The organism is Desulfitobacterium elongatum (assembly GCF_055378975.1).
Genome location: NZ_AP038772.1, coordinates 3,759,067 through 3,782,957 on the forward strand (window position 1 = coordinate 3,759,067; position 23,891 = coordinate 3,782,957).

General features: G+C 42.0%; 21 protein-coding genes, 1 pseudogene and 1 riboswitch. Of the genes and pseudogenes, 4 read left to right on the forward strand and 18 right to left on the reverse strand.

Annotated elements, in window-relative coordinates; genetic code table 11:
- Window positions 1–136 precede the first annotated feature (136 nt).
- From ACZ42W_RS17845 to ACZ42W_RS17855, 3 genes are all read right to left on the reverse strand, one after another.
- Window positions 137–418: an HAD-IC family P-type ATPase gene (locus ACZ42W_RS17845; protein ID WP_464166614.1), complete on the reverse strand. Its 282-nt coding sequence runs from the start codon at window positions 416–418 to the stop codon at window positions 137–139.
- A 286-nt stretch (window positions 419–704) separates the two neighbouring features.
- Window positions 705–971 (reverse strand): SHOCT domain-containing protein, encoded by a 267-nt coding sequence (locus ACZ42W_RS17850; protein WP_464166615.1) that lies wholly within the window; start codon window positions 969–971, stop codon window positions 705–707.
- A gap of 224 nt (window positions 972–1,195) precedes the next feature.
- Complete coding sequence (locus ACZ42W_RS17855; protein ID WP_464166616.1) at window positions 1,196–2,242, reverse strand: YVTN family beta-propeller repeat protein; 1,047 nt, start codon at window positions 2,240–2,242, stop codon at window positions 1,196–1,198.
- Window positions 2,243–2,855: 613 nt separating this feature from the next.
- On the opposite strand from ACZ42W_RS17855, the gene ACZ42W_RS17860 reads away from it, so the two are divergent.
- From ACZ42W_RS17860 to ACZ42W_RS17870, 3 genes and pseudogenes are all read left to right on the forward strand, one after another.
- Complete coding sequence (locus ACZ42W_RS17860) at window positions 2,856–3,548, forward strand: C40 family peptidase (RefSeq protein ID WP_464166617.1); 693 nt, start codon at window positions 2,856–2,858, stop codon at window positions 3,546–3,548.
- Between the two features lie 378 nt (window positions 3,549–3,926).
- Window positions 3,927–4,076: pseudogene (locus ACZ42W_RS17865) on the forward strand (four-helix bundle copper-binding protein); the annotation flags it as partial.
- 118 nt (window positions 4,077–4,194) lie between these two features.
- Window positions 4,195–4,383: riboswitch (cobalamin riboswitch) on the forward strand.
- A gap of 19 nt (window positions 4,384–4,402) precedes the next feature.
- On the forward strand, window positions 4,403–5,110 hold the full coding sequence (locus tag ACZ42W_RS17870) for a hypothetical protein (protein WP_464166618.1): 708 nt from the start codon (window positions 4,403–4,405) through the stop codon (window positions 5,108–5,110).
- A gap of 140 nt (window positions 5,111–5,250) precedes the next feature.
- Here ACZ42W_RS17870 and ACZ42W_RS17875 read toward each other — a convergent pair whose 3' ends face one another.
- From ACZ42W_RS17875 to ACZ42W_RS17920, 10 genes are all read right to left on the reverse strand, one after another.
- Window positions 5,251–5,904, reverse strand: coding sequence for an ABC transporter ATP-binding protein (locus tag ACZ42W_RS17875; RefSeq protein ID WP_464166619.1), 654 nt, complete (start codon window positions 5,902–5,904; stop codon window positions 5,251–5,253).
- A gap of 14 nt (window positions 5,905–5,918) precedes the next feature.
- Window positions 5,919–7,052: an ABC transporter permease gene (locus ACZ42W_RS17880; RefSeq protein WP_464166620.1), complete on the reverse strand. Its 1,134-nt coding sequence runs from the start codon at window positions 7,050–7,052 to the stop codon at window positions 5,919–5,921.
- A gap of 13 nt (window positions 7,053–7,065) precedes the next feature.
- Entirely contained in the window at window positions 7,066–8,355 is a 1,290-nt protein-coding gene (locus ACZ42W_RS17885; RefSeq protein ID WP_464166621.1) for an ABC transporter permease, read from the reverse strand.
- Between the two features lie 11 nt (window positions 8,356–8,366).
- Window positions 8,367–9,611: a Fe-S-containing protein gene (locus ACZ42W_RS17890; protein ID WP_464166622.1), complete on the reverse strand. Its 1,245-nt coding sequence runs from the start codon at window positions 9,609–9,611 to the stop codon at window positions 8,367–8,369.
- A 99-nt stretch (window positions 9,612–9,710) separates the two neighbouring features.
- Window positions 9,711–10,346, reverse strand: coding sequence for an iron transporter (locus ACZ42W_RS17895; protein ID WP_464166623.1), 636 nt, complete (start codon window positions 10,344–10,346; stop codon window positions 9,711–9,713).
- A gap of 143 nt (window positions 10,347–10,489) precedes the next feature.
- On the reverse strand, window positions 10,490–11,707 hold the full coding sequence (locus ACZ42W_RS17900) for an FTR1 family iron permease (RefSeq protein ID WP_464166624.1): 1,218 nt from the start codon (window positions 11,705–11,707) through the stop codon (window positions 10,490–10,492).
- 267 nt (window positions 11,708–11,974) lie between these two features.
- Window positions 11,975–12,766 carry a methyl-accepting chemotaxis protein gene (locus tag ACZ42W_RS17905; RefSeq protein WP_464166625.1) on the reverse strand — a complete coding sequence of 264 codons (792 nt, stop codon included), beginning with the start codon at window positions 12,764–12,766 and terminating at the stop codon, window positions 11,975–11,977.
- A gap of 98 nt (window positions 12,767–12,864) precedes the next feature.
- Window positions 12,865–13,539, reverse strand: a complete 675-nt coding sequence (locus ACZ42W_RS17910; protein ID WP_464166626.1) for a GGDEF domain-containing protein — start codon at window positions 13,537–13,539, stop codon at window positions 12,865–12,867.
- Window positions 13,540–13,873: 334 nt separating this feature from the next.
- Window positions 13,874–16,579: an FAD-binding and (Fe-S)-binding domain-containing protein gene (locus ACZ42W_RS17915; RefSeq protein ID WP_464166627.1), complete on the reverse strand. Its 2,706-nt coding sequence runs from the start codon at window positions 16,577–16,579 to the stop codon at window positions 13,874–13,876.
- 324 nt (window positions 16,580–16,903) lie between these two features.
- Complete coding sequence (locus tag ACZ42W_RS17920; RefSeq protein WP_464166628.1) at window positions 16,904–17,686, reverse strand: helix-turn-helix domain-containing protein; 783 nt, start codon at window positions 17,684–17,686, stop codon at window positions 16,904–16,906.
- A 277-nt stretch (window positions 17,687–17,963) separates the two neighbouring features.
- Here ACZ42W_RS17920 and ACZ42W_RS17925 point away from each other — a divergent pair, with 277 nt between their 5' ends.
- Window positions 17,964–19,208, forward strand: coding sequence for an HD-GYP domain-containing protein (locus ACZ42W_RS17925; protein ID WP_464166629.1), 1,245 nt, complete (start codon window positions 17,964–17,966; stop codon window positions 19,206–19,208).
- A gap of 99 nt (window positions 19,209–19,307) precedes the next feature.
- Here the strand turns inward: ACZ42W_RS17925 and ACZ42W_RS17930 are convergent, their stop codons facing one another.
- The 5 genes from ACZ42W_RS17930 to ACZ42W_RS17950 form a co-directional block, all read right to left on the reverse strand.
- Entirely contained in the window at window positions 19,308–19,832 is a 525-nt protein-coding gene (locus ACZ42W_RS17930; protein WP_464166630.1) for a hypothetical protein, read from the reverse strand.
- A 191-nt stretch (window positions 19,833–20,023) separates the two neighbouring features.
- Window positions 20,024–20,956 (reverse strand): cysteine synthase A, encoded by a 933-nt coding sequence (cysK, locus tag ACZ42W_RS17935; protein ID WP_464166631.1) that lies wholly within the window; start codon window positions 20,954–20,956, stop codon window positions 20,024–20,026.
- Window positions 20,957–20,976: 20 nt separating this feature from the next.
- A complete protein-coding gene (locus ACZ42W_RS17940; RefSeq protein ID WP_464166632.1) occupies window positions 20,977–21,879 on the reverse strand; it encodes an ABC transporter permease in 903 nt (300 codons plus the stop codon).
- On the reverse strand, window positions 21,876–22,679 hold the full coding sequence (locus ACZ42W_RS17945) for an ABC transporter ATP-binding protein (RefSeq protein ID WP_464166633.1): 804 nt from the start codon (window positions 22,677–22,679) through the stop codon (window positions 21,876–21,878). Before ACZ42W_RS17945 ends, ACZ42W_RS17940 begins: the two co-directional genes overlap by 4 nt.
- A 57-nt stretch (window positions 22,680–22,736) precedes the next feature.
- Window positions 22,737–23,870 (reverse strand): ABC transporter substrate-binding protein, encoded by a 1,134-nt coding sequence (locus ACZ42W_RS17950; protein WP_464166634.1) that lies wholly within the window; start codon window positions 23,868–23,870, stop codon window positions 22,737–22,739.
- Between the last annotated feature and the right edge of the window lie 21 nt (window positions 23,871–23,891).

Below are 23,891 nucleotides of genomic sequence, written 5' to 3' on the forward strand. Positions count from 1 at the left end.
GACGATGAGACCCGTGAACGGGTATAGAATTCCTGCCGCAAGAGGGATCCCCGTAATATTATAGATAAAAGCCCATACGAGATTTTGCTTGATCTTACGCATCTTAGCCCGTCCAATCTCAACCGCCCCAACGACATCACGAATGTCTGATGATCAGAATAATATCACCGGTCTCTTTGGCAACGTCTGTTCCTGAGCCAATCGCAATCCCCACATCCGCTATCGCTAAAGCTGGAGCATCATTAATACCGTCTCCAACCATAGCCACTTTTAGCCCTTTATCTTGAAGCTTTTTCACTTCTTCTGCCTTATCCTGAAGTAATACCTCCGCAAGCACCGTTTTAATTCCTACCTGACGGGCAATGGCATCCGTAGTTCTCCGATTGTCCCCCGTAATCATGGCTACCTCGATACCCATTTTTTGCAGGCGTGCTATGGCAAAGTTAACGTTTTCTTTTAAAGTATCTTTAACATCGCGGTTTTGCCTTCTTCTTCGAGGGTTTCCATTCTAGAAATCAGTTCATCGATGTTAATGTTTCTTTGCTTCATCAAACGGCGATTCCCTAACAGGATTTCTTGCCCCCCATAGTTGGCCTGTACCCCGTGTCCAGGTATTGCTTCGAATTTTTCAACTTCATTGAGAGAGCCTTGTCACATTTGGTGAAAAAGGCTCCCTTTTAATATTTGTAACTCTTGGGCAGAGGTTATTTAACCAAATCCTCTTTGAGACGGCGATATTCTTCTGTATCAATCTCACCCCGAGCATATCGCTCTCTGAGAATATCCAGCGCATCATTTCGGCCATATGCAGAATAAGAATGTCCTCTATCCCGTCTAAAGAGCGAAACTCCAAACCAGATAAGTAGACCCCAGAAAAGAATTTGAACTGCCATCATAACTAAACCCATCCACCAGTATCCACCATTCCCCCAAGCGCCATTAGACCAAGGCCCATAGCCCCACATCATCATAAATAAAACCTCCTTCGTAATATCAACCGAAATCTATTATTTAACTTTCAGCCTCCATTTAACAATTTCATTATAACTCGTAACTGTGAAAACCAATTGAAAAAGTTATAACTATTATCTGAATATATGGATAATAATACAAAACAAAAACGGTTTGTTAGCTACTAAACGGTGATCAGTTAGTTTTACAAACTATTTTGTATAAATTTCCCAAATATAAAGAATCAAAGTTTATAGCTGATTCCGTTTGGAGTCTTTCCAACCTTAACTGTTTTTATCACCTTATCCTGTGAAGTATCGATTACACTAACGGAATCCTCGTACATATTCGTTATATAGACTATTTTATCATCAGGACTAACGACGACTCCATGGGCTCCTTTTCCAGTTTGGATTGTAGACGTTACTTTCTGGTTACTTACATCAACTTTACTCACTGTATTCGATGGTTTTTGTTCTGTCCCTTGATTCGCGACATACACATATTGTCCATTTCCTTGAACGTAAAGTTGTGCTGGTCCTTCGCCGACAGGTACTTTAACCACTTTGCCTGTCGACAAATCAATTATCGATAGACTATTTTCAGCATTCGGCGTAGCGAATAGAGTTTTTCCATCCGGTGATATTCCTGTGGTTACAGGCGTACTTCCTACCTTAATCTTTTGTGACTCTTTCATATTAACTAAGTCCAAAACGCTAACCGTATCTTCCCCCATATTCGCTACATAAGCGAATTTGCTGTCTGCAGAAATCCTAAAACCATGAGGCATTTTACCCGTAGCTATCGTTGTTTTCACCTCAAATGTCTTCATATCAATAACGGTTACGTTATTATCTTCATTATTACTCACTAGAGCATATTGCTTATCCTTAGAAAAGACGATATGGGCCGGATGATTTCCCACTTGAACCTGCTTTATCAACTTGTCATTGGTCGTATCATAAAATAAGGCTGAACCTTTCATTTCCATTGATGCACCATGCTGCATCTTTGGAACCAAAGTTGCCCCCACCATACTTCCATCTGGGGAGACTTGGATATTATGGACAATCCCGTTAATGGAGATTGTATTAACGACTGTATTCGTTGAAGCATCAATCTTCGTAATGCTTCCACCTTCGTTCGCTGTATAATAGAAAGCCTGCGTTTTTGTTTGAACTGTTTGCTGCGGTGTTTTACTTGGAGTGGGCTGAGTTTGAGGTGGATTACACCCCGTCGTACTTAACACTAAGCTGAAAATTAAAATAAAACGAGCCAAAATCCCTTTCATAAAAACCCTCCTTTTCAAGCTAATATCTCCAGAAAAAAATGGGTTATTCATGCCCTTCTGATAAAGGAAACTTACTTCAGGTGGAGTTTTGACTCCATCTGAAGTCTAGTTGACTCATCCAGGACTTAGCGCCACTTATCTCATCCTCACCGCTAAAGATATTTGTCTAGTTTGCGGTTCGGCGAAAGCATCCACTGGATACTTTCGTGCTTTAGAAGCGGGAGTCTTAGTGGCGGTTAGTCATGAATAAAAGTGAAAAGGAGCTGTCTTTTCATGAATGTCATTTGACATCATTTTAAGACAGCTCCTTCAAACGTTTTAGCTTAATGGTTATGCTTTTTTACTTGAAGAATTTCTTTCGCAAGCATACAATTACCTCCGACATTAATATTGATATTCATTCTCGTTTCAATAAAGTATAATTATTTCTTATAAATTTGCTATGAATAAATTATGAATATTTTATGAACACGTTTATACATTAGGTCTACTGTTTTTTGGTAGAATCTAAAATTTATTCATAAAAAATTCATAAGTTTTTCATGAGTAATCCACAAACATTATGTATCTTAGCTTTATAGTGACAACTTATTAAACAGAAAGGAGATGTCACATGAAAAAAATAATTTACACAGCTATCCTTGGCGCTTTTCTTATGCTTGTTCCAGCCCAAACAGTACAGGCTGCTTTGGGAGATACCTTGTTAAAAGTAGGGGCAACCGGTTCAGATGTCGTTCAACTGCAAACAGAACTCAACTATTTAGGTTATAATGTCGGCAACGTCGATGGAATCTTTGGAGCAAATACTCAAGCTGCAGTAAAATCTTTTCAATCTGCCCAATCCTTGAATGTGGACGGAATAGTCGGCCCAATTTCGGGTAACAGACTTGACTCTCTTTATGCTGCGAAAGTCGGTCAAAAGAGTACTACCCGTCAAGAGAAAGCAAATGCTATTATCACAACCGCTAAAAAGTATATTGGTGTTCCATACTTATGGGGTGGAACATCGCCTAAGACGGGTTTTGACTGTTCAGGTTATGTGCAATATGTCTTTGCCCAAAACGGGATTTCGTTACCTAGGGTTTCCCGTGATCAGTACAAAATTGGAACTTCCGTGGACTTTAATAACCTCCAGCCGGGAGACTTAGTCTTCTTTTCCATTGCAGGAGACGGGATTGTCGACCATGATGGCATCTATATAGGAAATGGCCAGTTCATCAACTCCTCCAGTTCCAAAGGTGTTGCTATTTATAATCTTGGTCCCTATTGGAAATCAGTTTATCTTGGCGCTAAACGAGTATTCTAATCCTCTTCGGGCTCTTCCATAAACATGGAGAAATGACTAAAGGCTCAGACCCTTAATAATTGGTCTGAGCCTTTCTCATAATTGGTTTTCATTAGGCAGTAACATGAACCTGATCGAAAATCAATAGTACAAACACAGATAATCCTGAATTCCATAAACTAATCAGAGATTTATGAAAGGATGGTACCTATGAATACTCATCAAATGCATCCTGTTAGTATCATAAAAACTGTTCAAGATTGTGAAGTAATGTGTGAACACATGATTACCCATCTTCTCATTCATTTCCAAGATCTTCATTTAAGACTTGGGTAATTACAACTACTACGAGATTGCGCAGATGTCTGTACACTAACAGCTAAATACCTTGCCCGCCATAGCGCTTTCAGCAAACTACTAGCAAGCCTTTGCGCAAGTATTTGTGAAGCATGTGGAAATGAATGTGCAAAATTTCCCGATCAGGAATCTCAAAAATGTGCACAAATTTGTTTACACTGTGCTAGGGAATGTCGAACGTTTGCAATGTAATAAGTGTCAAAAGCCAGGAGAGCAACCCTCTCCTGGCCGTTTTCTTGGATTTTCACCGTTATTTATTAGCAGATAGCAGGAATTTTCAAAGGCTTATTGAATAATTATATCAGAACAATTTAATATCTAGGGAACAGGTGCTTGCGATTATTTTAGTCGCCGCTTAATAGGGAAGCCGGTGAAAAACCGGCGCGGTCCCGCCACTGTAAAGGGGAGTTACCTTAAAAATGTCACTGGGGTATACCTGGGAAGACTTAAGGCAACGAAGAACCTAAGCCAGGAGACCTGCCTGTTCTGAACACCATTGATCTGCGAGTGATAGGGAGGTGGAAAAAATTACAGAAATAGCAACACTCTCACTGATGCTTACTTCATATGCATTAGGGTTGGTTCATGGATTGGACTCTGACCATGTTATCGATGTTACGGACTTTGTAAGCCAAGATCCAAGACCATCACAGGCTGTTCTATTCGGGAGCAAGTTCGGTTTCGGACATACTTTTACTGTTCTGGTAGCCGGATTATTGACGTTTACTCTTAAAACGGCCCTTCCTGAGCATTTTGAGCAGGCCTTTACCCTCTTCTCCGGGATTTTACTCATGTTATTAGGCATCTGGGGTATTCACCGTCGGATTATCCGGCCTATACGTCAAAGGCATCAGCACATTTCTGTGCCCGAAATGACTAGACTAGACAAGCGAGTATTTCGCTGGGGTCCACTCTTTACAGGCTTTATGACCGGGTTAGTGGGTACCGCTGGTGTTATGCTGTTTGGCCCGGTAGCTGCTGCACCCAATATCTATTCAGTAGGCATGTTTATTTCAATCTACGGTTTTGGTGTAATTTCTAGTATGAGTTTTTATGCATTGATTGCCGGGAAGTGTTTCAGCAGTTTATTTAACCGCCCCCGGGGCGAGAAACTCGTCAAGCTAGTCTCCTTTGTTCCCTCTTTTCTGAGCATTGGTCTAGGAACGATTTGGGTGGTACGCTTTGTAGAAGGAGTACTAACTGTCAAGAAATTGATGCATGGGTAGATTGTAAACAACCAGCGTTAAACTGCGAAATGGTACTTAGTGCACTCTGCTCTGGAATCAAAAATGAATAACCTAAAACAAGGAGTGTTGCCCATCGGCTATACTCCTTGTTTTCTTTCTCCCTCTTTGAACATCAATCTTTAAGCGATATTTACCGACCTCCCATGTTCAAGTCTGACCCGGCGCTGAGCCAGTTCTCCAACCTCATTGTCATGGGTAACCATGACAATAGTGTGCCCCTCACGATGGAGTTCCCTAAAAATCTCAATCACTAATTTTTCATTATCCTCATCCAAATTTCCTGTCGGTTCATCCGCTAGAATGAGTGCTGGGTAATTGATTAAGGCCCGGGCAATGCAAACCCGTTGTTGTTCACCACCGGATAATTGACTCGGTAAATGCAGGGCACGATGCCCTAATCCTACCCTTTCAAGAGCAGCCAGGGCCTCTTTTTCATCAGGAAGGCTGTGATAATATTGGGCTACCATGACATTCTCTAACGCACTTAAATGTGGAATCAAGTGGAACTGTTGAAAGACGAGTCCAATTTTATCGCGGCGGATCTCTGTTAATTCTTTATTCGAACGATGCGTAACATCCACCCCGTCAATCAAGACTTTGCCCCCTGTAGGCTTATCCATACACCCAATGATGTTTAGCAATGTACTTTTTCCTGATCCGGAAGGACCCATGATAGAAACCCATTCCCCAGGAGCTACATCCAGACTAAAATCTTTTAATGCATAAACATTGCCATAGGCTTTTGATACATCCTTCATTTCTAGGATATTCATAACCCTTCCCCCTTCTATTCACCCTTTAACACCAACGCGGGGTCAATATTTGCTGCTGCCCGGACGGGCAAGAGAACTGCAGCCCAAGCTACAAGAACCGCTAAAATAATCACAACAATTGTCACAAGAGGACGCAGCGTTATATAGGATTTAAATACACTAAGACCAATGATTTGAGCTATGCCCCAGCCCACAACTGAGCCTAACACTCCCCCCAGTATTCCTAACAGAGCACCTTCTCCCAGAAATTCACCGGCAATAGTCCGATTAGGAGCACCTAAGGCCTTACGTAGCCCAATTTCCTTCCTCCGTTCTACGACCATGGCCATCATAGTACTTGAGACACACAGCAAAGTAGAGGCCAGAATTACAAGCACGACCAGATAGACTAATGACCGAATCTTTTCGAGAATTACCCCTTCGGAACGGGCAACCTGTTGAATAGGATTCGCCTTAATGCCCGGTTCAACCTGATTGATCCGGCTAGCCAGAGCATTTAACTCATCGGAGTTGCCCATGAGGCTTAAATAGACTGTGTGGATCTGTCTCTTTTGAGCAAAAAGCTGTTGGGCAGTACTGAGTTCCACGAAGATTTGATAATCCTCTGTACTCCCGGTTGACACAGTACCGGTTACAACAAACTTACCTACACTGCCGGTTTCTTCAGCATTGATATCCAGTTTTTGACCCACTTTTACTCTTAGTTTTTCCGCAAGGGCAGTACCTACCAAAATCTGGTCCGGCTCATTGGGCCATGTGCCCTCAACACGCCAATAAGGGCTTACCTTTTGGATATCCTCAAAGTTTACCCCTACCGCTACAAATTTTTGCTTCTTTGCTGTGGCTAATCCATACAGATATGGAGCATACCCAATTCGCTTTTCCTGCGGAATTTCTTGTAAAATACGTGCAACGGCATCCTGATCTAGAGTTGTACCTTCTTTTCCTAGAGAAGGTACAACAACCAAATTGGCCCCGTAACTGCGCAACTCTTTGCTCATCTTGAGTGAAATATCATAATAGACGTTTAAGAGCCCTGAAATTACCCCTGTTCCCAAAATTAGAGCCAAAAGGGCAATAGCGACCCTGGACTTACGATTTTTCAAAGCGGCGACGACCATCCTTAAGTACATTGCCCGCTTGCTCATTTTCATGCCCTCCTTATCTGCCGTGTAAAACTTCAGCCGGACGTAGGTTTGTAAGCATTTTAATGGCGGATACGCTGCCCATGAGAGCCACTCCAACTGAAATCATCAGAACGATAGGCAGAACCATCAACTTAACCGTCAAGACTGAACCGAATACCGCTTGCCCAATAATTTGAGCAAAGCCCAAACCCAGTAAATAACCTAACAAACCACCCATGACCGCACTAATCAACGTTTCACTCACAAAAAGCAGGATAACCTGCCAGTTCTCTGCGCCTAAAGCTTTGAGCAAGCCGATTTCCTTACTCCGCTCAAGTACTTTGGTCGTCATCAGGCTGGAAATTCCCAAAGCAGCACTGATTAAAGCTGCTACGGTTAAAAGCATCATGAGAAGTTGAATCTTGCTTAAGATAAGCCCTTCAGAATCTGCAACTTGTCTAATGGCTTTAGCTTTTACACCGGGTAGGATTTCTTCTATTTGATAAGTAATTGCACTCACATACGCTGTGCAATACCAACGTTCATATTCTTCAGCGGTTAAAGATTTAGGGTCCTTCTCCGCTTTCTGAGCCAGTTCATTTTCTGGTGTCGTTAGTGCGCTAACCTCTACTTTGCCCACTTTCCCCTGTAACCCTTGGAACTTTTGCAGTGTACTCAGAGGGATAAATATCTTTCCGTCATCACCACTACCGCTGTCGAATATCCCCTTAATTCTAAACACTTCTTCCTGGGGACCTCCCGGAGTGTCTACCTGGAGTTGGATGTCATCTCCTGTTTTGAGCCCAAGTTCTTGAGCGAGTTGAACTCCTATCATCGCTTCATTGGATGAACTGTCATTAACCCATTCTCCATTGAGCTTCCACCAGGATTTAAGGTTTAACGTGCCTGTAGTCACTTTTTCCCCGGCTGGGGTAGTAATCTCTTTATTAAACCAAGTACCAATCAGTGGCGCTTTTTTACCGTTTACCAGACCACTCTCTTCTAAGTAGGGAGCAAACGCTAATATATTGTTAGCCCAAAAAATTGTTTTAAGTTTACTCAAACTCTCTTCTTCAATATAAGAAAGCTCTTGCAAGGGGTTAAATTCCACCCCACCAACATTTAAGGGGATGGTGTCCACCCTAGGTTCCACAATTATATTGGCCCCATAGGCTTTAAGCTCCCGGTTTACCTTATCTCCGATATCTAAAGAAATATTGAGCATGGAACTAGCCAAAGAAGCGCCAAAAGCAATGGTTACCACAGCCAATAATTTTCCTTTTAGGCCCTTGGAGAATGATTTTTTCAGCATCCGCCAGAACATCTATACCCCTCCTATTCCGCAAAGACTTTCTCTTTTTGATCTAAGTCAGCTGTTTTAATTATTATGTTGCCATTTTCAACTTTGCTGGCAAAAGGAATAGGATTACACCCACCTGGGAAACCGATGGTAATTTTGTTAATTACCACATCACAATTTAAACAAATGACTTGATCCCCCCGTTGATAATATCCGACCTGACCGCATATCTCGCAGGCATCTAAACCTATGCCAAATATACCGTTTCCTTTATCAATTGCAATAAAACGCATAGTAACATTGTTTTTGGTGAGATAGCTAAAACGATGCATCTTGCCATCCGTGACCTGATTAACCGGAATAGAGATTATCCCATTACTGGCTTGCACAGGAACGGCCGGCGAGATTTTAATTGCCTTATTCGACTTTACATATCCCACGCCTAACAACGCCCCTGTAACGAGAATTAGACATCCACTTACTGCCAACCAGCGGATATAACTTCGATAAGCGGCCATAGTCTTGCGCTTAAGCGCAGGATTCGGAAACTCGCCCAGCTCCGGTGCCTTAGTCCGTATTCGAGAAAGAAAAATTTGTAGAGCCACAACCAACACTAAGGAGTAAAAAAAGAGCGGGTAATAGACGTTAATTACCGGAGCGACTATAGATACTAAGAAGGGGGTTATGGGCAGGTACCCTAAAGCCATACCTAACTGCAATAAAGTAATCAGATGCCGCGACAAAATAATTACTAGCACTAAAACAGCAATGACTAATACTGACTTATTCTTCATCTTTCGAGTTGATTTCAAATACGTCCAGCCAAATACTGCCGCTAGCAGTGTCCCGCTCAATGCTCCGATTACTTTAAGAATCAAATCCGTACTTATAAGGCTACGAGCTTGAATGAAAATTTTGTTAGGAAAATTCACAAGCTCAATGGCATTTACTGTAATCAGTAAAACAGTGGTTAAAAAGATGAGTGGCCCAACGATTTTCTGAATGGGAACCTTTATTTGGCTTAAATAACCCACGATTGCTAAGGTAATCACCGAGAGCACTGTTCCAGTCAGCCAGATGAACTCAAACAGTTCACGGTTTCCCCAAAAACCAACTCCATAGAGCAAAACAACCGATAGCCCCAAGGCAACAACCGTTCCAGCCGAAATCCAGCTTGTTTTGTTAGTAAGGTTTAGTTTAGTTAAATAAAGTGACAGAATGACGAGCAGTAAAACTCCTTCAAAACTGCTTTTTAACGTATAATCTAAAATTGAAAGCATTTTCTCCACCTCCCTCGATAATTGACCTATGTACGGTGTAGAGTATATTTGAGATATTTCAAGAGAAGGAGCCCGGTCAAATCTGACCGAGCAGTAACTTTACCATTTTCTCGGAACAAAGGAGAAGTCCCAATTTAACTCGATCGGTTTGGCCCAGAATTTGCCGGGTACACCAGTTTCTTTATCGGTATGAATCAGAAAATCTTGTTTCTCTGGGGATTCAATGAGGTATTTCAGAGAATAATTACCAGCCCCAGGCATTTTAATATTTGCTCCATAGTGGCTTCCATCCCCAGCGTTCATGGGCATAAAACTACCGGACAGCACCTTGCCTGTATCCTTATTCGTCATTTCATATTTTACGGTTAAATAGGGAACAAACTCACCAACTCCAAAACCTAAAGGATTATTTTCATTCGCACTGATATCCGCTTCCAAGTGAATATCTGATTCGGTTGGTTTAAGACCAGCCTTTTGAACAGGCTCCATTTCTACAGGCTGTAAGTACAGCGCAGCGATTGTCATTACCTCAGCTTCTTGTTCGTCCCCGATAGGATATTCGCGGAAAGTAGCATCCCCAGCTTTTCCATTATCAGCCCTTTGCTTACTCTCCTCACTTTGGGCCGCATTCTTACCCGCTGACTTGTCAGCGGTTTGGGTGGTTCCACACCCTGTTAAAGCTAATGTTCCGATAAGTAAACCTGCTAACAATGTAAACAGTCTGGTTTTTTTCATTTTTTTCTCCCCTAACTTATTCAATAATCATTTTCATTTATTTTATAAAAGGGTCTTATCTTCTTTCTCCTGATATTGAAAACCATTATCATCCTTCAGCAAAAAAAATAGTTTTTTTGCCGAGGTTTTGTATATATAACTTCCTAGAAATGCTCTCCCTTAGGCACCTCCGTTAACTGTTTCTGCTTTTTCTTAGTCTGATAGGTAAAACCGGATATTGCCAACACCATGAGGAGTATTTGTGGGCTCAAACTTTCCCATGTAGGGAAAATCCCCAGCCAAGCGATTGTAGGTACATTGGCCTCAGTTGAATTAATTAAACCTGCTGCCTGCAATTCCACTACCCCTTGCCCAGCGAAGACAAAGGCTAAATAATAGAGTAAAATACTTGTTCCTAGGAAGAAGGGTTTCATAGGGAGTTTTATACTACCATAGCGGATAATCATAAAGATGAATATCAGGGCTACAAATCCTGTTAATAAACCTGCAATGACCATCGTTAAGTTACTAGCACCACTAAGCATGGCTTGATAGAACAGAACCGTCTCAGCACCTTCCCTATATACCGCAAGAAAGACTGCAAACCAGAGAGCGAACGTGCTCCCATTGTTCAGTGAACCCTGAACTTTTCCGTCGATATAGGTCTGCCACCGTTTGGCTTCAGACTTGCTAATCAGCCAGTAACTAACAGAAAACAACACCATTACTGAGATCAGCATAGTAGCACCCTCTAAAACCTCCCGGCTTGCGCCACTAGCATTGAGTACTCCTTGTAAAACCCAGGCCGTCAGCAAACTTGCCAGAATGGCCACAAAAGTACTTTGATAAATTACTTTTATTTTCGACCGGTATCCCGTTTTCACTAAATAGGCAATTATTGCACCAACGACGAGTATTGCCTCAAATCCTTCTCGCACAATAATCAAGAAAGAAGAAAGGAATACTCCAAAACTCGAATTATTCCCGTCTAAAGTTTTAGCATCTAGACGTAACCCAGAGACTAATTTCTCTACAGATTGTTTAATTTCCGCAGGAGGTTTACCTTGACTCATATCTTTTTTCAGTTGGCGAAAAGCGCCTTCTATTTCGACATTTCGTTTAGCAGAAATATTCAAACGTACCGCCTTTTCCATCTGCCCGCCCTCGTATGGTTCAAAATAAGCCTCATCTACTAATTTCCTAGCTTCTTCAACCTCACCTTTCTGATAAACACCCTGAGCCTGTAGCAAATAATCCTCAATCTCTGTAACTACCTGTCCAAAAGATTGGCCTGCTAAGGCCACTGGAGCCAATGCTAATATAAGTACCAAGGTCGTAATCCAAATAATAAAAATATGTCTTGATCTACTAATTATACTCACACCCCTTTGGTTTTGTGGGACTCATCAATAATTATTATCACTCCTTTTTAACATTTTGTCTCAGACGCGCTCTCTCTCTGACCAAGTATATGATAACGATTCTCAATTGTCAATGCATATATTAAATTGATATTTCAAAATTATCAAGCCGAGGCATTGCCTCGGCTCGCTTTCTCCCGTGCTTCAATGATTGCGCCAATGATTCCAATATAACATTCAACGGGATAAAAAATCAAAAGTGTTTAAGTATGGATATTGTACCCACAGTTATACTTTAAATTGTTCAACCTTTCCTTGAAGCTCTTGAAGAATTGAAACGAAATCTTGCATTTGCGCAGAAATCATTGTAACTGATGCGGCTTGTTCTTGACTTCCCGCTTTAATATGTTCTGTTGAAAGATTTACATTACGGCTTGCCGAAGAAATCTCATTAATTGACTTTGTAATGACTTGAGCCTCCGCTGACATCTGTTGAATTGCAAGATTAACTTTCTCAACTGTTGTAACCGCTTGGTCGGAAGCACTTAATATCTTCTCGAATCCAACTCCAGATATCCTGACGCTTTCCATCCCTTGTTCCACGACTTGGGTAGTCACTTCCATCGCTTCCACAACATTCTGCATACCGTGACGTATTGATGATCCGATCTCGGCTATTTCCTTTGCAGACTGAGCCGACTGCTCCGCTAACTTTCTAACCTCTTCAGCTACAACGGCAAACCCCTGCCCATGGCTTCCTGCTCGTGCAGCCTCTATCGCAGCATTGAGCGCAAGAAGATTAGTTTGTGCCGCTAAACCCGTAATTATCTCTACAATATTTTCTATTTGTTCGGATTCCCCAACGAGATGATGAACTTTATCAGCCATCAGATGCTCTTGAGAAACGATATTCTTCATTTGCCCAATTGCTTTTTGAATTGCAATATGTCCGTTTGTCGCCTGTTCTTTGTTCTGATGAACAGCCTGTAAGGTTACCTCCTCCATCTTTTCGATGTTTGTCATTCCTTCGGCTGTCCGATGAATAGCTTGAACGACTTCCTCAATATTTTCCTGTTTCACCGGGAAACTGGAGATTCTATACTTTTATTTCCCAGTAGATGGCGACATATAATCACTTTGATGGAACTTATGGATTTATGGTGAATTCAAGTATCCTTTTATTTACACACCGTTCGATTTTTGCCGAATTCCTTTGCAAGCAGCAGTGCAGAATCTGATTTCTCGATCACCTCCTGTATAGATTGTCCATCTTCAGGATAACTTGCTACTCCTACGGAAATTGTTATTGATGAATATGGATCATCGTTCAATAGTTTTACTTGAGTGCGTATTTTTTCAGCAATTCGTTGAGCATCTTCTTTATTACAATCCTTTAGTAATACCACAATTTCCTCTCCGCCATATCTGTACGCTCTATCTCCCGATCGTACAATTGATTTAACGAGCTCACTCACTTTTCGTAGAACATTATCGCCTGTTTTATGTCCATATTGATTATTAAAGACTCGAAAATTATCGATGTCGATAAAGAGGATAGAGTAGATTGGTACATCTACTCTATCCAATTCTAAATCAAAAGCCCTCCGATTTAATAAGCCAGTCAAACTATCGGTAAAAAGCTTCGATTTCAGACTTTCATTGTGAATCCTGAGTTGTGCGTATCTATTTAAGTACCAGTTTGAGAGTAAGAAATTTAGTATTCCGAAACCGAGACCCAATATGATACAGTGGATCAATATACTATTAAACAATGGCATGGAAATCGAATGGAACAACCAAGCATATAGAACCCCGATGCTTACCATTCCAAAGAATAACCCCAATCTGGCCATATCTATCTCCCCTTTGATCTCCATTTATTACAATTTCATTATACCTTGTATCTATGAATACCTTTAGAATAAGTTATGATTACTATGTGAATATATGGACTAATTAAAATAAGTTTAGAATTTATAGAGCTTATTTTGTTTGGATGCACTCTCTTCGGAACTAAGTATATGATAACAATTCTCAGTTGTACTTTCATCAAATTGATTTTCAAAAAATCAGCAGACCGAGGCATTGCCTCGGTCCGCTTTCTAAACACTTCTACCCATTATATCACTCAGCGAAGACCACGGAGTTAGCTAATTAAATGAGCTCCCAATTATGCTCGTTTGGTACTCATTTTTTGACCTCAGCTGGTACAACGATAGGTGCCAATACACTATCCTTTAACAGCTCCACACATTGCCCCATATAGACTCCAACTTTCTCAGACGGGTCTTGGGTTGGAATTCCAAGAGCTCGGGCAACAAGTTCCGTTAAATCCATTTGCTTTACTTGAGTTCCCATCGTATGACAGGTTGCATTGAACTGAGACCCACATCCTGCACAGTTCGTTACTAAATAATCTGCCCCTGTCGTAACGGCCTCCTGAACCCGAAGAACCCCGCTATGGGCAACACTCGGTAAGGAATCGAAAGCAGACACCAGACCACAGCATAACCCTTGTTCCTTGATATGCTCCATTTCTCGAAGTTCAATTCCTGGAATGGCTCGAATGACACTCCGGGGTTCATCATAATGCCCAAACCAACGCCCGACGTGGCATGAATCGTGATACGTAATCGAGTTCTGAAGAGGTTCGATGAACTTCAATTTTCCTTCCGCAATAAGCTCACTGAGGTAAACAACAATGTGCTTAAATCGAATATTACATTCGATCCCCATCTCAAGAGCCATCTGGGGGTAGTTCTCATTAAATGTTGCATAGCAACCTGGGCAAGAAAAGACAATAGTATCAATACCTGCTTCATTAAACATTTCAAGATTACGCTTAACGAGTGCTTGGAAATCTTCTTTATATCCGCCAAGGGATAGGTAAAGCCCGCAACATCTTTCCCGCTCTCCAAAATGCACAAACGGAATATCAAGATGGTTAAGAATACGAGTCGCATTCTGAGCCATATTATCCATAATCGTTCCTGCCCAGCAACCGGACCAATACGCAACTTTGCCATGAGTAAGGGTGGGAACATCCAGCCACTTCAACCGCTCCTCAGCTGGAACTCCCCAGAAATTCCCGGTGTTCAGTACGTTATTTCTTATAATCTCCAATCCCGTATTATGAAGCCTATTCTTGTTAAAGACATAACGCAAAGACATCCAGTGGTGAGCATTGTGAGCTCGAATCTGACAAACGGTATCACACTTTTTACACGTTGTGCACGGATAGAGCGCCCGACCCACTTCATCATCCATGGGAATTTTGCCTTTAATATACTGATTTAGGATAAAGTACTTTCCACGTGGTGAATTACTTTCCCATGGTACGGCATCAAATACAGTACAGACATTACGACAGTATCCGCACATTGCACATGAAAACGTATCATCGGTTAGATGCTCATCTAACGGTGAATCAAAGTCATCGGATTGCCATTTACTTAAGAGCCGACCGGCTAGACCAATCAAGCCACTCCCTGCATTCGCTACTTTCATCGCTGCGGATAGCATTCTTGTAGGAGATTGTTTATCCATGGTAGGTGGGATAATTTTACCTGGGTTCATTATGCCGTCTGGATCTACGAACTGCTTGAAGTTCCAAATATCTCTCAATCGTTCTTCCCCATAATAAGCTTTTGCCCGGTCTGTAAAATACATTCCCACCGTAAAGACCTTTCCGCCAAGTTTCTCACCCGAATCGATAACGTCCAAAGCACACGCATAAGCCATAGGGAATCCGAGCTTTCGCTCATCGGCCAACATAAAGCCAAGAATTGAGATCTTATCATGACCTACCATTGTACCCTCAAGAGCAAATTCTCCCTTAAACTTCTTTTCAACCTCTCCAACAAATCGATCGACCTCTTTGATCGGGATAATAACTTCACTTGCAACGAGAGTCGGTCCAAGCTTCTTAAACCGCATAGGATAAAACTTATCATCCCATTCTTCAACGGCTAACTTCTCCCGCATTAGCTTTCCACCATGAACAGTAGTGAGACTACGAATCTGGTTTTCCACCGCCGAGCGCCGAGGTTTGGGGAAGACCATAGTCACCAAGTATTCATCCTCTGGTAATACATAATGTTCTAGAGCCTTTTGCTTTAGAGCTGTAAATGCAGGAGTGGCCAAGCTAACATTCCAGACAGGTATATTCCCATCAGATAAGTCATTCAGGAAAGTCGAAGCACTCTTCAAATTAGGAAATGACGCAAGGACTACACTCTCTTCATCTTTTTCCCTAACCTTAACTGTAACTTTTACAATCATTCCAGTGATTCCGCAGAGGCTATACACTTGATAGAGATCTGTTCCCAAATAGCACTTCAACTGGCCATCTGGCATAATCATACTGACGGATTGAATATTCTCAAGACAATTTCCAAATTCATAACTTCCATACCCACTCCCACCTTGAGCTACCCAACCCGCAACAGTCGAACTATTCGAACTTGAAGGATAGGCGCGCAAGGTCATCCCCCGTTCACACAACTTGCTCTCCAGATTGTTCCATATAACTCCCGGTTCAACTGTGGCCGTCATATCCTCTCTATTGATATCGAGTATTTTATTCATACGGACAAAATCGACGACGATGCCACCCTTTGCGGGGACACTTCCTCCAAATCCAGCACTTCCTGCTCCACGAGGTACCAGCGGAATTTTTTCTAACCGAGCTAATTTTGCTAAGGCCGTAACTTCCTCTACTGACGTAGGCTGTACCACTCCATCCGGGACACAACCTATTAAAGATCTGATTTGTTCAGGCATGATCCCCATATCATGAGAATACACAATTCTTTCTACTTTGTTAAAGCGGACTCGATCTCCGAAGATTTCTGAAATTTTCCCCATTTGTTGAGTTGTTAAATTATTTTTCATTTTCATTTCTCCCATCTTAAAGATCTAACATTCAATCATACCTAGGATTCATATTTGTGATTACTTTCACCCAGATTCTTCCTATTCTGTTCATTTTAATTTTACAAATACTAAACATTGGTTTAAAAATATAAACCCAAGTCCTTTCCACCTCCTTTTAGTCTAGGTTCATAATATATAAACTTATATTTAATACTAATCTTCGATAACCTATCCCTTTTTTCCTGCTGCTATTTTCTTTATAGTGAAATTTTTCTTAAATAAATATATAAATAATGGGCTACTTACTTTACTAAGTAACCCTACCTAAGTTATTTTTACTTACTAACTGAGCAAAGACCTATTTCGCTTAAAAAACTGAATATAATTTAAAATAAACTTAAGATCTCCCGCATCCAGATCTCGAACTGCTCTTAGAACGGACTGAACTCTAGGATCCCCTAAAAGGGTTAAGACTTCTGAATTCAGAGAGGATACAAGATTTTCTACGTCCTCTTGTTCTAATAAGAAATAACAAACCGATACCCCAAGCGCCTTAGCTACTCCTTCTAAAGTCTCGAGAGAAGGCTCTGCTTGGTCGTTTTCGATTTGGCTTATCATTCCTGGGCTCACTCCTGCCCGATCAGCTAAGGACACTCCGGTCAGACCTTGTTTTTCTCTTTCCCGTCGAACGCGCTCTCCTACCGACAGACTATCCGCTGATTTTTCCAGGAAATAACGTACCGTTACACTCAAAGCATCTGCGATATTGTCGAGTGTTTCCAAATCCGGTTCCTTCGTTCCTTCTTCGTAGGATATGAGCAGTTCTTCGGAAACACCCGAAAGTTCACTCAGTTCTTCAATACTTAGACTTCGACCACGGCGAATGAATTTAATTTTCTCTCCATAGACCTTTTCGGTACCTGTCGACAAGAGATAGGTTGGAGATATATTTAAGACATCAGATAGTTTTTTAACCATGGAAACGGAAGGTTTTTTTACATCTCGCTCAACAGCACTCAGAAATGAACTGGAAACGCTTAGCTGCCCAGAGAGTTCTTGTAGGGTTAATCCCCTCTGCTTGCGAAAGTCTCGGATTGTTGCACCTAAACCCATATTCTCACCCACTTTGTAAACTCATTAAACTTGTAAACAATATAGCATGTTTAGACATTCCGGGCTAGTCCATAGTCATTAACAAACCAATCTGACCATGCCCATCCCGCCCTTTTACTCTCCATCTCTTACAGTTCCATCATACCTCGTAACTGTGAATACCTAAAGAAAAGGTCATGATTATTATGTGAATGTATGGACAACAAGCAAAATTGTTAAAAATTCATATAACTTTCGCAATTTTATATTATAATCTTAGTAGCATTTGAATTAGCAAAGGGTGATTTCGATGCAATTTACTCTTATTAAGAAATTCATTTTCCTAAGTTTACTAGCTTTTATCATCACAGGCTCAGTCATTGTTTTTACAGTTTCAAATCACTTACAAAAGGACAAATTAGTGGAACTTGAAGAAATAGCTTTAATAACCTTGGATACTCTCCTAAAGCCTAAACTTACCCCTAACGATTTTTTGACACCCCCACTGATGGAAAGTAAAGTGCCTTTTTTAAACGAATCTTTAAATGATATCATGAGATCAACCGATATATTTGGAATACGGATTTGGAACACAGATAGTAAGGTTATTTTTTCAAATAATATCTCCGGTCACTATGAAGCAGATTACGAGTTCAATCAAGCACTAAAAGGGAATACTCAAGCAAAGATTATTACTTTAGATAAGAACCTCCATACCGGGGTATTTAACAATGAGGTCATTCAGATTTTCGCACCTTTCATTCTAGATAACCAAATCGTTGGGGTGTATGAAGTCTTAACTCCATATAAAGAGATTAAAGAACATATTAGTGCCTTAAATAGGACGATAATTGCAATTACCTTTTTCGGACTCTTGATTCTATATTTGTTCTTAATGAAGGTGATTTATAATACTTCACACACTTTAGTCTCGCAAAATGAATCGTTAGCGAAGCAAAAGGATGATCTTCAGCAAGCCTATACCCAATTGGATTCCTCCTATAAAAATACGGTTATGGCACTTTCAAATGCCGTCGATGCACGGGATAAATATACATCCGGTCATTCCCAAAGAGTTGCAAAGATTTCCCTCAAGATTGGGCAGATGGTTGGACTTAATGAGGAGCGAATTAAACTTCTTGAATCGGCTGCCCTTTTTCATGATATCGGAAAAATTGGTGTCCCTGATGAAATTTTACATAAGCCAGATAAACTAACCGATTCTGAGTTTGAAATGATAAAGCTCCATCCTTCCATCGGATTCACAATACTAAAGGATATAGGATTTCTGGAAGATGCCCTACCCATTATCCTCCATCATCATGAAAAGTATAATGGGCATGGATATCCAACTGGGCTTGAAAAGGATCAAATACCGCTTGAGTCCCGTATCATCGCTATAGCAGATACTTATGATGCTATGACTTCTGACCGTCCTTATCGCAAGGGGCTTAAACACGATGATGCCATTCTGGAAATAAAAAGATCAGTTGGAACGCAATTCGATGGAAAAATAGTCGATGTTTTTTTGCGCATTGATTTCTCGGGAATATAGTAGTCTTTTGTTCCAAAGTAGAACAAATGAACAGAGTCCTTTGGAAAACCCAAAGGACTCTGTTCATTATCATTTTTCGCTTTCTTTATCGAAATATCCTCATTTCACAGAAGTTGAACCCATCATGCCTGATACGAAACCCATTCCTCCTTGGTTTCCAATTTCACTTCCATGAAATTGGCTCATCATTTGGTTCATTCCCTCTACATTCTGACCACTCATCATCTGGTTCATTCCTTCGAGATTTTGTCCCTGCATCATCTGACCCATCTCACTACCATTTTGCTCCATAAACTGGTTCATTTTATTTAAGGCTTCTTCTCCGAGGAGTGCTTTTACCTCAGGGTTAGAATTCATCGCTTCCTGCATTTTAGCGATGTCCCCGGTTTGCATTGCTTCCTGCATCACGTCCGAATTGTGAAGGTCTTGCATGACGCTAGAGTTCATAATTCCCTGATGTTGACCAGGAGCAAAGGTTTGGCTCATATTCGATTGCATCTGGTTGATGAGACTTTGATATCCTTCATCCGAGGTTTTTGCTAATACCGGAATCGCCACAAGTCCAGTTACGAGCAATGCACTTCCCAGTATCACTGTTACTTTTTTGCTAAAAAACGTTTTCATGTAATATTCCTCCCAATTCATTCCATTAGAATTCAAAAGCTCGCTTTCCATGCTTTGAGTATACGTTAGTGATGTGATTATCCAATGAATGAGTTATGAATTTGCCATGAAGTTTCTGTCCTTTTGACCATTCTTGTGCATAAAAAAAGGACAATATTCAAATTGCCCCTGTCAAAACTTATACAGATTTTTTATTCAGCGAAAAGAGGAGTGGATAGATATCTCTCACTAGTATCGGGTAGAATAATAACAATCTTCTTGCCTGTATTTTCAGGGCGTTTAGCAATCTCTCTTGCTGCCCATACTGCTGCACCCGAAGAGATGCCAACCAGCAGGCCCTCCAAATTTGCAAGGGCCCTCCCAGTTGAAAAGGCATCTTCATTTTCGACTGTAATAATCTCATCATAAATCTTCGTATTCAATGTTTCAGGTACAAACCCGGCACCTAGGCCCTGAATCTTATGCGTCCCAGAGATACCCTTGGATAGTACGGGGGAACCCGCGGGTTCAACTGCAATCACTTTTATATCGGGATTTTGCGCCTTCAAATATTCACCGGCACCGCTGATGGTTCCGCCTGTACCTATTCCCGAAACGAAAATATCTACTTTTCCATCGGTGTCCTCCCATATTTCTGGGCCGGTAGTTTTTCTGTGTACTGTCGGATTTGCTGGATTTACAAACTGACCGGGAATAAATGAGTTCGGGATTTCTTCTGCGAGTTCTTGAGCCTTGGCGATCGCGCCTTTCATTCCTTTTGCACCTTCAGTGAGGATAAGCTCCGCGCCATAAGCTTTCAGCAAATTTCTGCGCTCAACGCTCATGGTTTCGGGCATGGTTAGTATGATTCGGTATCCTCTGGCGGCAGCTACAGAAGCAAGACCGATACCTGTGTTGCCGCTAGTGGGCTCGATAATTACAGAACCTTCCTTCAGTAGCCCCTTTGATTCCGCATCATCTACCATTGCTTTGGCAATTCTGTCTTTCACGCTGCCAGCTGGATTGAAATATTCCAGCTTGGCGATAATTTCTGCTTTCAGGTCATTTTGCTTTTCATAGTTACTCAGTTCAAGCAAAGGGGTCTTTCCGATTAGATCCGTGATGGTCTTAAATATTCTGGGCATAGATATTCGCTCCTTTTTTGTTAAATTTCCTTCCATTTGACCACTTTTTTCTTCAGCAGATCAATCAACCGGTTGAGCGCGGTGACGACAATACCAATGACAATGATACCGGTCAATACCTTAGTGTAATCGCTATAGGCGGAGTACTTCTGGACAAAGAAGCCCAGTCCCGATGTGGCGCCGATCATTTCTGCTGCGGTCAGGGTCATAAAGGAAATGGATACCGAAACCGATAGCCCGTTCATAATACTCGGCAACGTGTACGGGAATATGACCTTGAAGAGCATGGTTGAGGTGGTGACATTCATTGAGCGTGCAGAGTCGATGATGACTTTATCGATTGAGCTGACGCTGTTAATCATGTTCATGAAGGTCGGCCAGAATATGCCGCAGAAGATAACAAAGACCGAAGCGCTCGAGAAGGTGGGCATGAGCGCGATGACATAGGGTGTATAGACGACAGCCGGAATGGGACTTAGGACCTTTGCAATCGGGAAGATCGCGTCACGCAGCACAGGAATCCAACCGACGATCAACCCCAGCGAAATGCCGAGAACCAGCGCAAGGGCAAAGCCAATACCGAGCAGGGTAAGCGATGCGATGATGCCGCGCACTATGAGCGGGCCCTGAGAGATAAAGACATAAAAGACGTTTTCGGGGGAGGGGAAAAGCACTTCATTGGCAATATTGGTTTTCGTGGCAAGAACTTCCCAGATCAGAAAGAAGCCAAACAGAATTGTCGAAATGTTTTTCCCAGTGCGGTAAAATTCATTACGTGCGAGATAGATGATATAGCACAGCTCGATGACGAAGACAACGACTGCAAAAATGACTGGGCTGTCGGTTTTGCGGGCACTGTGAGTCAGCATGCAAATGATTAGCAGGGCAAAGAGCAGATTGGGCAGTGAAAAGAACTTTTTCACAGTACAACCTCCTCATTACCTATTTTATCCTGAATGTTGCTGTAGAACATTGAAACGAGCTGGTTGCGAAACGCGCGATAATCACTACTGTGATACAACTCGTCACGGTTACGCGGACGGGGAAAATTCACCCTAAAGTCTGCCCCAACTTTTTTCGGATTCATAAAGATGATTCGGTCGGCCAGTAAAATGGCCTCATCAATATCATGAGTGACGAATGCAACTGTCTTTTTTTTCTCATCCGAACCCCATAAATCGAGCAGCAGATCCTGTAACAAGACGCGGTTTTTCGGGTCGATCGCACCGAATGGTTCGTCCATGAGCAGAATTTCTGGATTGACAGCGAGTGCGCGCGCGATAGCAACGCGCTGTTTCATGCCGCCCGAAAGCTCGTTGGGATATTTATTTTCAAATCCTTCCAGCCCTACCTTGCGCAGATAACTGATAGCAATTTCAGTTTTTTCATTCTTACTGGCCTTTTTATCAATTTGCGTAATCCCGAATACGATATTGTCGTTTGCCGTCAACCATGGGAACAGCGAGTAATGCTGGAAAACCACAGCGCGGGTATGACCTGGACCGGTTACCTTTTCATCGTCTATATAGACGCCGCCCGCTACTGGGGGATCGCTTAGGCCTCCCAGAGCACTGAGCAGTGTTGACTTTCCGCATCCGCTCGGCCCAACGATACAGACAAATTCGCCTTCTTCAATATTGAAATTAATGTTGTCCAAAGCAAGAAAGGTCTTGCTGCCCTGTCGATATTCAAGGTTGAGGTCTCGTATTTCTATTTTACTCATAGTGTTTCACCTTCTTAAAAACCAGCTGACACCCTAACAGTGCCAGCTGGATCAGTATTATAAGTTGTTCTTTTCGTAATCAGCCCAGAGCTTCTTATAAATGGGGTCATTCGGCTCGCGGGCTAGGATTGCCGTAAGGGCATCCTTATACAACGAAGTGTCAATATGATCCTCAATCTTGACGTTCGAGTTGATATATTTATACTCCTTAAGGAGGTCGTAGAACTTAACAACGCCGTTCTTGTTCGGGTCAACGGTGAAGTTTGCATTAGTGACATAGGCTACCTGGTAAACGTAATCTTTCGACTGTCCAGAGTAGTCCGTCAGAATTTTAACCGTCTCATCTTGATTTTCCTTATAGAACTTATAGGCCCGGATATTTGCGGTTAGAACCTTAACAAAGGAGTCTCTCTTGGCATTTAATGCAGAGGTTGATACCGTCTGGCGGCAGCATACATAGTTTGGCTCAACATCACCAATATCGTAGACATTGGCAAGACCGCGCCCCTCATAGCTTCCTTGAAGGTCAACGATCACATATCCTACATCAACGGTGCCTTTGGCAATGGCTTCGATGATTGCAGGATAGGAAGTGAACTCGACAAGTTCAATATCCTTATCGACATCGACGCCCGCGGCTTTGATATGCGGTCTGTTGAGAATTTCACCTGTACTCGTACGCACGGTGCCGATTTTCTTCCCCTTGAGATTTGTGAGGTCTTTATAAAGCTCGACATTTTCCTTTTTTGCAACAAGCGCCTCACCCTCGGACGCGGTACCTCCGTATATGGTGAACTTGGAACCATTTGCAATGGATGTCAGGTATGGAGTAATCGCAAAGGCCGACTGATCAACCTTGCCAAGCTCCATTGCGCTGATGATGTCGCCGGGCGTTTGTAGGTTTACCAGTTTGACATCAACACCCTCTTCCTTATAGTAGCCGAGTTTATCGGCGATAATTGTGAGCGCTGCACGAGGAGAGCCCGGGGACATAGCAATTTTTACCGATTTATCAACGGAAGATGGTTTTGTACTGTCTGACGCTACGCCGCTTTGCGAGGACTGGCTATTGGGGGCGCTTGAGCCGGCGGAAGTATTCGAGCTGCATCCTGCAGCGGAAAGCACCAACATAGATGCGAGAAACAGAAAAATCGCAGATTTGGTAAGTTTCTTCATATGTATGCACCTCATTAATATTAAGTTATTTGGTTA

Coding starts and splice junctions, on each gene's coding strand:
- ACZ42W_RS17950 (WP_464166634.1), bottom strand. CDS start 23,870: ATGAGGTGCATACATATGAAGAAACTTACCAAATCTGCGATTTTTCTG.
- ACZ42W_RS17860 (WP_464166617.1), top strand. CDS start 2,856: ATGAAAAAAATAATTTACACAGCTATCCTTGGCGCTTTTCTTATGCTT.
- ACZ42W_RS17945 (WP_464166633.1), bottom strand. CDS start 22,679: ATGAGTAAAATAGAAATACGAGACCTCAACCTTGAATATCGACAGGGC.
- cysK (WP_464166631.1), bottom strand. CDS start 20,956: ATGCCCAGAATATTTAAGACCATCACGGATCTAATCGGAAAGACCCCT.
- ACZ42W_RS17925 (WP_464166629.1), top strand. CDS start 17,964: ATGCAATTTACTCTTATTAAGAAATTCATTTTCCTAAGTTTACTAGCT.
- ACZ42W_RS17880 (WP_464166620.1), bottom strand. CDS start 7,052: ATGAGCAAGCGGGCAATGTACTTAAGGATGGTCGTCGCCGCTTTGAAA.
- ACZ42W_RS17855 (WP_464166616.1), bottom strand. CDS start 2,242: ATGAAAGGGATTTTGGCTCGTTTTATTTTAATTTTCAGCTTAGTGTTA.
- ACZ42W_RS17895 (WP_464166623.1), bottom strand. CDS start 10,346: ATGAAAAAAACCAGACTGTTTACATTGTTAGCAGGTTTACTTATCGGA.
- ACZ42W_RS17885 (WP_464166621.1), bottom strand. CDS start 8,355: ATGTTCTGGCGGATGCTGAAAAAATCATTCTCCAAGGGCCTAAAAGGA.
- ACZ42W_RS17850 (WP_464166615.1), bottom strand. CDS start 971: ATGATGATGTGGGGCTATGGGCCTTGGTCTAATGGCGCTTGGGGGAAT.
- ACZ42W_RS17875 (WP_464166619.1), bottom strand. CDS start 5,904: ATGAATATCCTAGAAATGAAGGATGTATCAAAAGCCTATGGCAATGTT.
- ACZ42W_RS17910 (WP_464166626.1), bottom strand. CDS start 13,539: ATGGCCAGATTGGGGTTATTCTTTGGAATGGTAAGCATCGGGGTTCTA.
- ACZ42W_RS17915 (WP_464166627.1), bottom strand. CDS start 16,579: ATGAAAAATAATTTAACAACTCAACAAATGGGGAAAATTTCAGAAATC.
- ACZ42W_RS17930 (WP_464166630.1), bottom strand. CDS start 19,832: ATGAAAACGTTTTTTAGCAAAAAAGTAACAGTGATACTGGGAAGTGCA.
- ACZ42W_RS17845 (WP_464166614.1), bottom strand. CDS start 418: ATGGGTATCGAGGTAGCCATGATTACGGGGGACAATCGGAGAACTACG.
- ACZ42W_RS17890 (WP_464166622.1), bottom strand. CDS start 9,611: ATGCTTTCAATTTTAGATTATACGTTAAAAAGCAGTTTTGAAGGAGTT.